Here is an 11,435-nt window from a genome sequence, read left to right as displayed (position 1 = left end):
TCATTCAGATCAAGTTATTCCGCTTGGCAAAGTCGGCCAGATAGACCACCGACTTGACATTAAGCTTTTCGATCAAACGGGTTTTATAAGTACTGATAGTCTTGTTGCTTAATAACATTGCATCGCCGATTTCCTTGTTACTCAGGCCGCGTGCAAGTTGTTGCAAAATCATGAGCTCACGATCGGACAAGCACCGAATCATATCCAGCTCAGTCGCATCGATATCATTTCGGCGTACGGAATTACCTGAAAGGTTGGGGAAAAAAGTATAGCCCGCCATCAGCGCCTTGATCGCTTTGCTCAGCTCGCCCAATTCGTCGGTTTTTGAAATATAACCAGCCGCGCCGGCCTTCATACAGCGCATGGCATAAAATGCCGGCGACTGCGAGGTCAATATCAGCACCTTGCACGGAAGTTTCAGCGCAACAATCCGACTAATGACTTCCAGGCCGTCCAGCTTCGGCATGGCGATATCCAGCACGATCAGCGACGGGACATGCTCGCGAGCCAGTTGCACCGCGTCCGCACCATTATCAGCCTCGACGATCAGCCCGAACTCCTCTCTCTGTAGCAGAATTTTCACCGTTGCCCGAATGAATGGATGATCGTCCACAACCAACGCTTTATGCATTTGAACCTCACTGTAATACGCACCGGACAAAACCGATGACGGAAAGGTCATGCATCACAAGATAACGGAACATGTCACCGTACAAAGAAGCACTCACCTCTACATCACTCGCCAGTCGACGACCGTTATTATTCGTTTCGCATTTCTCGATTCTGCAGCCATTGCATGAGCCGGCCCGAATCCATCGGGGGCGCCAAATGAAACCCCTGACCCAATGAGCAGCCGATCTCGACCACGCCATCTCGAATGACCTGGCTGCTGACCCCCTCGATGACCAGGCTCATGTTCAGTGACCGCGAGAGCGCCAGCGCACTGGTAATCATTGACCGGGTTCGCGAGTCAGAAATGTCCTGAACGAGTTGCCCGGCGAGCTTCAATTGGTTGAAAGGTGACTGACAGAGCAGCTTCAGCGAGGAAAATCCCAAGCCGAATCCATCGATTGAAAGACCGCACCCCATTGCCCGCAGGCGCAGCAGGTTGTCCTGGGCAATCCGGGGGGCGCCAAGCAGGCCGTTCTCAGCCACTTCGAACAACAAGGTCGATCCCGGAAAATTGTGGCACTTCAAGCGACCAAGAATATGGTCGGTCAGGTCATTACGGGTCAGCTGCGAAGCGTGAAGATTGAATCCGAATTGCAAACCAAGGCCTCGATCGCGCAGGGCAAGTAACAGACTTATCCCTTGCGCCAGCATTTGTTTGAACATCTCATCAATGAGGTCATAAGCCAGCACAGCGGCCAGGAAGTCTTTGGGCAGCAGCAACCCCCTGACAGGATGTTCCCAACGCGCCAGCGCCTCAACCCCCACCACCGTGCCACTGGTCATCTCGAACTTGGGCTGGAACCAGGCTTTGAAATCCCCCGACGCCAGCCCCTGACGGACGTCTTCTTCACTGGGCAGCTTGTGCAGCGGTGACGAATCAACGGCAGACGAATGGCGGCGGTGCCTGTAGCGATGCAACACGCCCTGCAATGAACCGGGTTGCATGGGCTGGCTCAACTCCCCGAGCAACTGCAACTTCGAGAAACAGGTCATCTGCCCGACGGCACGACGCATTTCCGGCCGTACCTCGCTACTCAGCGCAACAGCGCGAACCATGCCGTTCTGGCCGACCGTGTGCAAAAAACCGAGGCAGTTGAGGGCCGTGTTGCGCAGGTCGCAGAGCACAATGTCCACGCCCCCGGGTCGATTGATCTTCGTCATAGCCCGTTCGGTACTATCCGCTTGCAAGATATCGATGACTCCCAAGTGTTTTAAAGCGTTGACCAAAACACCGCGCTGAATCGATTTATCTTCTAAAACAAGAACGCTAAGTGAGTCCATCTTCACTAGTTGCTCTACCAAAACTGAAGACAGAATTGTGGCAACGTCCTACTGCTCCAGACGAAGGATTCATCCTTCTGCCTTGTAGGAAATTTCCTAGCAGGGCCGTTAGTCTATTTAGAACGACTTTGATTTTCCAGCGCCTGCCGAAAACATCGACGGCCGTTTTTGGATCCACTGCGGGCAATCTGTTACAACGGATCAGACTAAAAGACGAGGTTCTTTTTACACTTCGACAGCAGTGGATTAGCAAAAAGCTGAGCAATCAGTCCGATTCCGTTCTGGCGTCTGCAATGACAGTCGAGTGTTCCAATGCCAATACTTCACGAATCAACAAGAATCTAATTTCATCATCGAGTTCACTCATGGATATATCCGCTAATGCACGTTCCATTCGAGCGATAATTTCGCCGTTCAAACTTCGCCTGTTGGCCTTGGCAGCGCGTTTTATTTTTTGACGTAAACCGTCAGGTAGCCGAAGTACAAATGTCGCCATTACCGAATCCAGATAGCCAAAAGAGTCAGACAGTCTGGCGCCCTCTCGCTTGCCTGTTATGTAGGACGCTTCTCGCTCATGATCGAGAAATTTCCTACAGGTGGCGCCCCACCGTCATCGCGGCCAGCCTGCCCGGCCATCGCTGAAGGTTCGATAAAAAACCCGTCATCTCAGCCGGGTTCTTTTTATCGCCTGTCATCGGATAAAGGGGTTGGCTCATCCGCCGGCGGTACGTCCTCGTCAGCAGCCGGATCCTTCCAGTCTTCGGGTCGATCGGCGTCTGCGGCCGCCGGGTCCAGTGAAGGGTCCCTGCCAGGCGGAGCATCGTCATCCAGCGTCGGCTCGTCAGTGCCGGGCATGGGTCTGGTGGGGTCGGTATTGGGTGTTCCACCCTGGAGCATTGAGTCGTTTGCCATGACGCACCTCACTGATGAGGTCCAGAAAATCCGGGCCGTACTGGTTGGAAGCGGGTGCGGGAATAGCGTGCTATCAACTGGACAAACGGTTGTCAGGCACCGGCCGAAAACCGGTCGCGGCTGTTGGTCAGGTGCAGCCACATGGCGGCCCGCGCAGCGTCCGGATCCTGGCGTTTGATCGCGTTGAGAATTGCCTCGTGCTCGAGGTTCGCCAATTGCCCCAACTTACTCAAATCCGCCGCGCCACGTTCGGCGGCATTGACTCGGGTCCGGGGAATCATGGCGCTGCCCAGGTGCTGCATGATTTCGGTGAAGCACACATTGCCAGTGGCTTCGGCGATCAGCAGGTGGAAGCGCTTGTCGGCCTCGACGCAGCTGTCGTTGTTGGCGAGCAGGCTCTGATAGTCGTCGAGCGCTTCGCGCATCTGCATCAACTGCTGATCGGTGCGACGGCTCGCCGCCAGCGCGGCAGCCTGGGTTTCCAGGCCCATGCGCAACTCCAGAATGCTGCGCACTCCCAGCGCGGTATCGACATTCAATCGCAGCCCCTGCTCCGGTGCGCGCTCCAGCACGAAGGTGCCGATGCCGTGACGGGTTTCCACCAGGCCTGAGGCCTGCAACTTCGAGATCGCCTCACGCACCACGGTGCGGCTGACCCCGTGCTCCTGAACAATCGTGTTCTCCGACGGCAGCTTGTCTCCCGGCAACATCTGCCCGAGCAAGATGCTCTGGCTCAGTTTGGCCACCAGGTCATGGGCCAGGTTGTGGGTGCGCTTGCGGGCAGGCGCGTCGAGGTCTTCTTGCATGGCGATCATCCGGAAGCAGGGCTAACGGAATCGTAGCACTGCGCTCAGCTGGAATCCCAAGAAAACCACGACCAACTTGTATGACAACACTCAACAATCGGCTAAAAAAGACCGTTATTTAAGGCGCCACCCATCAGCAAAAAAGTGAGCACAGCGAAAATAAACGCCATTTTATTAGGTCAGACTGCTTGCAGGACAAAAAAATGTAGTTGTATGATGTCTATCAACACAGCAACATCCAGCCACACCCCGCATAAAAATAATCAGTGGGAGAAAACCAAGTGAATACCTCCATATCCGGGATGCACGAGGGCGCCGATTCGGTCCTGAAGTCCGCCATCTCGAAAGTGAAACGCCATGTCCTGCCGCTCTTCGTCATCATGTTCATCGTCAATTACATAGACCGCGTGAACATCGGCTTCGTCCGCGCCCACATGGAGCAGGACCTGGGCATCGGAGCTGCCGCCTACGGCCTCGGCGCCGGCCTGTTCTTCATCGGCTATGCGCTGTTCGAAGTCCCTTCCAACATGCTTCTGCAAAAAGTCGGCGCCCGCATCTGGCTGACCCGCATCATGCTGACCTGGGGCCTGGTCGCCGCCGGCATGGCCTTCATCCAGAACGAAACCCACTTCTACATCCTGCGGTTCCTGCTGGGCGTGGCTGAAGCCGGGTTCTTTCCCGGGGTGATCTATTACTTCACGCGCTGGTTGCCTGGCGTCGAGCGTGGCAAAGCGATTGCCATTTTCCTCAGCGGCTCGGCCATTGCCTCGCTGATCTCCGGCCCGCTGTCCGGTTTGCTGTTGCAGATCAGCGGATTCGGGATGCATGGCTGGCAGTGGATGTATTTCATCGAGGGGATGTTTTCAGTCGGGCTGTGCGTATTTGTGTGGTTCTGGCTGGACTCCAAACCCCACGACGCCAAATGGCTGACCCGCACCGAGCAAGATGCGCTGGTCAAAGCCATCGATGACGAACAACTGGCCCGGGAAGCAGCGACACCGATCAAGCCGTCGTTGGGCACGTTGCTCAAAGATCGCCAGATCATCCTGTTCTGCCTGATCTACTTCTTCATCCAATTGACCATTTATGCCGCGACCTTCTGGCTGCCGAGCATCATCAAAAAGATGGGCGACCTCAGCGACATTCAGGTCGGGCTCTTCAACTCGATCCCGTGGTTGCTGTCGATCGTCGGCATGTACGCCTTCGCTTCGCTGTCGGCGAAATGGAAACACCAGCAGGCCTGGGTCGCCGCTGCCCTGCTGATCGCGGCTGCCGGAATGTTCATGTCCACCACGGGCGGGCCGATCTTTGCCTTCGTGGCGATCTGCTTCGCGGCGCTGGGCTTCAAGTCGGCCTCGTCGCTGTTCTGGCCGATTCCTCAGGCTTATCTGGATGCGCGAATCGCGGCGGGCGTCATCGCGCTGATCAACTCGGTGGGCAACCTTGGCGGCTTCGTGGCACCGACCACGTTCGGTCTGCTGGAAGAACATACCGGGTCGATTCAGGGCGGGCTGTATGGCCTGGCCGCGACATCGATCATCGCCGCGATCATCGTCTTCGCCGCGCGCAACACACCGAAAACCGCACCCGCCGTTGCCTTGGGCAAACCAGCGCCCAATCACGCCTGAATCTCTGTGTTGAAGGACAAGACAATGAACCCACAAGACACCGCCAAAGCCCCGATCATCACCAGCATGCAAGTGGTGCCGGTGGCCGGTCATGACGGCATGTTGCTCAATCTGAGCGGCGCCCACGGCCCGTTTTTCACCCGCAATATCGTGATTCTCAAGGACAACGCCGGGCACACCGGGGTCGGCGAAGTGCCGGGGGGCGAGCGCATTCGCCAGACGCTGGAAGATGCACGTTCGCTGGTGGTCGGCAGTCCGATCGGCACGTATCAGAAGATCCTCAATCAGGTGCGCCAGACCTTTGCTGACCGTGATGCTGGCGGTCGCGGATTGCAGACGTTTGACCTGCGCATCACCATCCACGCGGTCACGGGCCTGGAAGCCGCCCTCCTCGACTTGCTCGGCCAGCATCTGGACGTGCCGGTTGCGGCCCTGCTCGGTGAAGGCCAGCAACGTGACGAAGTGAAGATGCTCGGTTATCTGTTTTATGTCGGTGACCGCAATGAAACCGACCTGCCCTATCGCAGCGAACCGGAAGCCGACAATGACTGGTTTCGCGTGCGCCACGACAAAGCCATGACCGCCGATGCCGTGGTGCGCCTGGCCGAGGCCGCACACGCCCGTTACGGCTTCAAGGACTTCAAACTCAAGGGTGGCGTGCTCAGCGGCGACGCGGAAATCGAAGCCGTCACCGCGTTGGCCGAACGCTTTCCCGATGCGCGCATTACCCTCGACCCGAATGGTGCGTGGTCACTCAAGGAAGCCATTCGACTGTGCCGCGACCAGCATCACGTACTCGCTTATGCCGAAGACCCGTGCGGTGCGGAAAACGGGTATTCGGGTCGAGAAGTCATGGCTGAGTTCCGCCGTGCCACAGGCCTGAAAACCGCGACCAACATGATCGCCACCGACTGGCGGGAAATGGGCCACGCCATCCAGTTGCAATCGGTGGATATTCCGCTGGCCGACCCGCATTTCTGGACGATGCAGGGTTCGGTTCGCGTGGCGCAGATGTGCCACGAATGGGGCCTGACCTGGGGTTCGCACTCCAATAATCACTTCGACATTTCCCTGGCCATGTTCACCCATGTCGCCGCGGCTGCGCCGGGTGAAATCACGGCCATCGACACCCACTGGATCTGGCAGGACGGTCAGCGCCTGACCAAGGCTGCGCTGCAAATCGTCGGGGGGTGCGTGCAGGTGCCGAAGAAGCCCGGGTTAGGGGTTGAGCTGGATCTGGATCAACTGGCCAAGGCTCATGAGTTGTACAAAGGCATGGGACTGGGCGCCCGGGATGACAGCGTGGCGATGCAATTTCTGATTCCGGGGTGGAAGTTCGATAACAAGCGGCCGTGCCTGGTGCGCTAAACCCTCGCAGCACCAAGAATCCCCTGTGGGAGCGAGCCTGCTCGCGATGAGGCCATAACATTCAACCTCATCGTTGACTGTTACACCGCCATCGCGAGCAGGTTCACGCCTCCAGGGGAAATGGTATTCGTCAGTGGGTCCTGGCCGCTTGCAGCAGCCACTCCTTGAACATCGTCATCGCCGACGTTTCAGGACGCGACTGCAAACGGGTCAGCCAATAGCTGCCGGTGGTGATACCGATGTCGAACGGTTGCTCGATCGCCCCCGCCGCCAGTTGCCGGGCGAACATCAGCGGCGGCGCCAAGGCAATGCCGTCGCCTTGTAGCGCCGCCTCCATCATGGCCAGCGAGGAGTCGAAGACGATGCTCCTGGGCGCCGGCGTGTTGGCCGGTAACCCGGCGGCCAGAAACCACTCGGGCCACTCGTCCGTGCGATAGGAACGCAACAGCGTCTGCTTGAGCAAGTCCGCAGGTTCTTGCAACTGCCCGGCTATTTCCGGCACGCAGAGCACCGACAACGGCGCCTCGATCAGCTTTGACGCCTCGATCCCGTGCCATGCGCCGGCGCCAAACCGGATGGCGTAATCCAGGCCTTCGGCAGCCACGTCCACCCGATTGTTGTTAGTCGACAGGCGCAAATCTATGAACGGATGTTTCGACTGGAAGTCCGCCAGTCGCGGCAACAGCCAACCCACCGCAAAGGTCCCCACGGCACCCACGGTCAACACTTCACGAAAATGCCCGCCCTCGAAACGTTCAAGGGTTTCGGCAATCCGGTCAAAGGACTCGCGCAACACCGGCAGCAAGGTTTCGCCTTCACTGGTCAGCATCAGGCCGCGGGGTAAGCGTTTGAACAGCGTTACGTTAAGCTGGGCTTCAAGGCTTTTGACGTGATGGCTGACCGCCGCCGGCGTGACGAACAACTCCACCGCTGCCCGAGTAAAGCTCAAATGGCGTGCGGAAGCCTCGAAGGCCCGCAATGCGTTCAGCGGCAGATGAGGACGAATCATGCCCACTCCCAAATTTTTCTAATGGCTAACCCGAAATATCGTCGTTTGTCGATTTTCACCCGACTGCCTAGATTTGGCGCGCCCATCAGCCGTCCGGTGTTGGATCCGGACGGAGTGTAGCGGTTAAAGTAATGGCAACTCATGGAGAGTGATTCCAATCATGTTCAAATTTCAACTGCCAAGACTGGCGTCCCTCAGCGCTTTCGCCCTGTTCCTCGGCGCAAGTCACTGTATGGCCGCAACAAAATCCGACGATCAGCTCGACGCCCTGGTGAAAGCCGCCATTGGGCCGGTCATGCAACAACAGAATATCCCTGGCGTCGCGGTCGCGATCACCTTAAAGGGTCAGCAGCATTACTTTAATTACGGCATGGCGTCGAAAGAGGACGGTAAACCCGTCAGCAAAGACACGCTGTTCGAAATCGGCTCCGTGAGTAAAACCTTTGCCACCACGTTGACGGCTTACGCCCAGGCGAGCGGCAAACTGTCTTTGTCTGACCGGGCCAGCCAGGTGTGGCCTGATCTGCGCGGCAGTGCATTCGACACCATCAGCGTGTTGCAACTCGCCACTTACACCGCTGGCGGGTTGCCGCTGCAGTTTCCTGACGAGGCCGATCATCCAGACAAAATGCTCGCCTACTTCAAACAGTGGAAGCCCGTTTATGCCGCAGGCACCCACCGCCAGTATTCGAACCCCAGCCTTGGGCTGTCCGGTTATCTGGCGGCCAAAAGCATGGGCCAGCCGTTCGATGAGCTGATGGAAAAAAACCTGCTGCCCAAACTCGGCCTCAAGCACACCTATCTCAAGGTGCCGCAGGATCAGATGGGGCTTTACGCCCAGGGTTACGGCAAGGATGGCAAACCGGTGCGGGTGAGCCCTGGAGCGCTGGATTCGGAGGCGTATGGGGTGAAAACCAGCGCGGCGGATTTGCTTCGTTATGTTGAAGCGAACCTGAAACCGGCGACGCTGGAGAAGCCATTGCAACAAGCGATCGCCCTCACTCACAGCGGTTACTACACCGTGGGCGAGATGACGCAAGGCTTGGGCTGGGAGCACTACCACTATCCGGCCAGCCTCGAAACGTTACTGAGTGGCAACTCGACGGAGATGGCGATGGAGGCGCACAAAGTCCAGTGGCTGAACCCGCCACAACCTGCGCAAGACGCGGCATGGTTCAACAAGACCGGGTCGACGGGTGGTTTCGGCGCGTATGTCGCGTTCGTGCCTTCGGAAGACATCGGTATCGTGATTCTGGCGAACAAGAATTACCCGAACGCCGAGCGAATCAAGATCGCTCACAACATATTGAGTGCCCTTACCGAGTAATCCTCACCGCTTATCTGTGGCGAGGGAGCTTGCTCCCGTTGGATGGCGCAGCCACCCCAAAACTATTCAGCACGGTTTATCAGATACACCGAGTTAAATGGCCTTGGGGCCGCTTCGCAGCCCAACGGGAGCAAGCTCCCTCGCCACAGGGGTCAATGCTGGCAATAAAAATGGGCGACCTCTTTGGGGTCGCCCATTGTCGTTATTACGTCGGCTTAATGCCGAGTCGGCGCTGGAGCGTCAGGCGCATCGTTCCTCGGATCAAGATTGTCCCGAGCCTGAGCCACCAACAACTCTGCAATCCCCGCCAACTGCTGAATCGCCCCCAGCATCACCCTGTTCGAGCCATCCAGCTTGACGGCAAAATTCACAAGCACCGCATTCAGCGACGCAAGGGTTTCGCTGGCCTGATGCAAGAGCGTGAGGGTGTCGACGCCCGGGGCAACAGACAAGATCTGGTTGATCGGGACGGAACGTCTGGACTTGCGCACTCGAATGCGGGTGTCGTGCTCGGTCGTGTCGCCCGCCCGGACAAGCTTCAGGTGAGTGGCATCGGTTGGGCGTTGCGGATCATTTTTGCCGAACTTCTTCATAGACGAGGCTCCTTTCTGGCCATTGGTTATTTCGTCCCTGGATCCCTCAGTGTTGCGGACTCCCACGTCCGACCGCGATGGTTGCGGTGGCTGACGAAGGCTAACGGCGCGCTCTGACAGAAACCAGTTCATGAAGTCCGACAGGACTTGCAGGAAATTTCCGAGACCAATGAAAGCAATACCTCCCCGCCCGGAACACGCGCCTTTTTGTAGCCGCAGCCGAGCAAAAAAAATGGGCGCCCCCTTGAGGTCGCCCATTGTCGTTGCCCGCTCCCACAAGGGTGATGGCGGCGTACACAAAGACCCAATCCTGCCGGGGTCAGTCAGTGTTCAATCATCCGGCATCTCAGGGGGCTTGGCCGGTTTGGTGGGTTTGGTGGGTTTGGCGGGTTTTGCACCCTTGGCGCCTTTAGCGGCCGGTTCGGCGACGACGGGCGTTGCGACTGTCGGCGGTGCGGCTTCTTTTTCGGCGGCTGGCAAGGCGTCGATGGTGTCGAAAATCTTCTTCAAGTCGACCGACTTTGATTCATCCCCCGAACTCTCGAACTTCTTCTCACCATCCTTGCCCACCAAAATAACTTTAGGCAACGCCCCCGCGCCAAGTTTCAGCGAGCGGATCAGCGCCATGGTGTCCTGCTGGCCGAGATCCTTGCCGTCGAGCTGACCGAACATGTTCAGCACGGTGTACACCCTGATATTGCGTTGCTTGACGCCATCCTTGTTGGCCGGATCGTCCATCGCCTTTTTCAGGCTCACCCAGACCGGGTCAACAGTACTCGAAGCAATCACAATCAGTGGCCGGGATCTGCCTTTGTCATTGTCCAGCAGTGAGCCGTCTTCGGCGGCGAGCAAGGGGCCAGCGAAAGCCAGCAAGGTAGTCAGGGTCAAAGACCTGATGAGCATGCGCATCTCCTTTTGATATCCACGCTCTAATGATTGCGCATCGCGGCGATCGTTCCGGGTGACGCACCGCAATTGTGTTCCGCCTTGACCAAAGCTTAGGTCAGGGCGGTCATTGCGCAACAGGCTGAGTTCAGAACGCCAGTTTATAGCCGATCAACACCAGCATCGTGGCCAGGCAAGGACGCAGCACTTCGTCGGAGATACGACCGGTCAAGTGGCTGCCCAGGTAAATCCCCGGCAGCGAACCCACCAGCAAGTAACCCAGCACCTGCCAATCCATGTTGCCCATGCTGGCATGGCCCAGGCCGGCGACCAGGGTCAACGGCACGGCGTGGGCGATTTCCGTGCCGACGAGGCGGCGTGTCGGCAGCAACGGATAGAGGATGAACAGCGCTACGGTGCCGAGGGCGCCGGCACCGATCGAGGTCAGCGCGACCATGGTGCCCAGGACCAGACCGGTGATGACCGTCAACACATTCAGGCGCGAACCGCTGGGGTTGTAATGGCCGCCAGCCCGTTTGTGGGCGAAGTCGAGCAAGCGTTTTTTGAAGAAAATCGCCAGGGCCGTGGCAAACAGAACGAAGCCGAGGGCTTGTTTGATAACGGCATTCATCGCGTCGGGAGAAGTCTGCAAACTGCTCAGGAACCACAACGTCAGCGCTACTGCCGGCACGCTGCCGAGGGTCAGCCAACCGGTGATCGCCCAGTCGATATTGTTGTTCTTGCGATGAACCAGCACACCGCTGGATTTGGTAATGGCCGCGTACAGCAAGTCGGTGCCCACCGCCGTGGCCGGATTGATGCCGAACCACAGCAGAATCGGGGTCATCAAAGACCCACCGCCTACCCCGGTCATGCCGACGATAAAGCCGACGACCAACCCTGCCACCACCAACCCGAAGTTAACGAAATCCATTAACACGCCCGCAATAAAAC

Annotated in this window: 12 protein-coding genes; 3 read left to right on the top strand and 9 right to left on the bottom strand. The window is 57.8% G+C overall.

Translation table 11 applies throughout. The annotated features are described in order from the left end of the window. Window positions 1-4: 4 nt before the first annotated feature. From FBY01_RS19090 to FBY01_RS19070, 5 genes are all read right to left on the bottom strand, one after another. Window positions 5-631, bottom strand: coding sequence for a response regulator transcription factor (locus tag FBY01_RS19090; RefSeq protein ID WP_145309015.1), 627 nt, complete (start codon window positions 629-631; stop codon window positions 5-7). Window positions 632-759: 128 nt separating this feature from the next. Further along, the gene (locus FBY01_RS19085; RefSeq protein WP_256664427.1) at window positions 760-1,833 is read right to left on the bottom strand and encodes an EAL domain-containing protein; all 1,074 of its coding nucleotides are present in this window, start codon (window positions 1,831-1,833) and stop codon (window positions 760-762) included. Between the two features lie 385 nt (window positions 1,834-2,218). Then, window positions 2,219-2,449: an Arc family DNA-binding protein gene (locus FBY01_RS19080; RefSeq protein ID WP_145309013.1), complete on the bottom strand. Its 231-nt coding sequence runs from the start codon at window positions 2,447-2,449 to the stop codon at window positions 2,219-2,221. Between the two features lie 185 nt (window positions 2,450-2,634). Continuing rightward, the gene (locus FBY01_RS19075) at window positions 2,635-2,865 is read right to left on the bottom strand and encodes a hypothetical protein (RefSeq protein WP_010458652.1); all 231 of its coding nucleotides are present in this window, start codon (window positions 2,863-2,865) and stop codon (window positions 2,635-2,637) included. Window positions 2,866-2,957: 92 nt separating this feature from the next. After that, a complete protein-coding gene (locus FBY01_RS19070; RefSeq protein ID WP_010458651.1) occupies window positions 2,958-3,671 on the bottom strand; it encodes a FadR/GntR family transcriptional regulator in 714 nt (237 codons plus the stop codon). A 281-nt stretch (window positions 3,672-3,952) separates the two neighbouring features. Here FBY01_RS19070 and FBY01_RS19065 point away from each other — a divergent pair, with 281 nt between their 5' ends. Continuing rightward, the gene (locus FBY01_RS19065; protein ID WP_145309011.1) at window positions 3,953-5,299 is read left to right on the top strand and encodes an MFS transporter; all 1,347 of its coding nucleotides are present in this window, start codon (window positions 3,953-3,955) and stop codon (window positions 5,297-5,299) included. A 24-nt stretch (window positions 5,300-5,323) separates the two neighbouring features. Further along, window positions 5,324-6,667, top strand: a complete 1,344-nt coding sequence (gene gudD / locus FBY01_RS19060) for a glucarate dehydratase (protein ID WP_010458646.1) — start codon at window positions 5,324-5,326, stop codon at window positions 6,665-6,667. A gap of 130 nt (window positions 6,668-6,797) precedes the next feature. Here gudD and FBY01_RS19055 read toward each other — a convergent pair whose 3' ends face one another. Then, the gene (locus FBY01_RS19055) at window positions 6,798-7,676 is read right to left on the bottom strand and encodes a LysR family transcriptional regulator (protein ID WP_145309009.1); all 879 of its coding nucleotides are present in this window, start codon (window positions 7,674-7,676) and stop codon (window positions 6,798-6,800) included. Between the two features lie 160 nt (window positions 7,677-7,836). Here FBY01_RS19055 and ampC point away from each other — a divergent pair, with 160 nt between their 5' ends. Continuing rightward, window positions 7,837-9,003, top strand: a complete 1,167-nt coding sequence (ampC, locus tag FBY01_RS19050) for a class C beta-lactamase (RefSeq protein WP_145309007.1) — start codon at window positions 7,837-7,839, stop codon at window positions 9,001-9,003. A gap of 215 nt (window positions 9,004-9,218) precedes the next feature. Here ampC and FBY01_RS19045 read toward each other — a convergent pair whose 3' ends face one another. From FBY01_RS19045 to FBY01_RS19035, 3 genes are all read right to left on the bottom strand, one after another. Then, entirely contained in the window at window positions 9,219-9,596 is a 378-nt protein-coding gene (locus FBY01_RS19045; protein WP_145309005.1) for a DUF6124 family protein, read from the bottom strand. Window positions 9,597-9,926: 330 nt separating this feature from the next. Beyond that, complete coding sequence (locus FBY01_RS19040) at window positions 9,927-10,499, bottom strand: DUF4174 domain-containing protein (RefSeq protein ID WP_145309003.1); 573 nt, start codon at window positions 10,497-10,499, stop codon at window positions 9,927-9,929. Between the two features lie 130 nt (window positions 10,500-10,629). Next, window positions 10,630-11,415 (bottom strand): sulfite exporter TauE/SafE family protein, encoded by a 786-nt coding sequence (locus FBY01_RS19035; RefSeq protein ID WP_010458623.1) that lies wholly within the window; start codon window positions 11,413-11,415, stop codon window positions 10,630-10,632. Window positions 11,416-11,435: the final 20 nt, after the last annotated feature.

The sequence above is a fragment of the Pseudomonas sp. SJZ077 genome (assembly GCF_007993905.1).
GTDB classification, from domain to species: Bacteria; Pseudomonadota; Gammaproteobacteria; order Pseudomonadales; family Pseudomonadaceae; genus Aquipseudomonas; species Aquipseudomonas mandelii.
The sequence above is the reverse complement of the archived record's forward strand: the minus strand, read 5'-3'. Positions and strand labels throughout refer to the sequence as shown.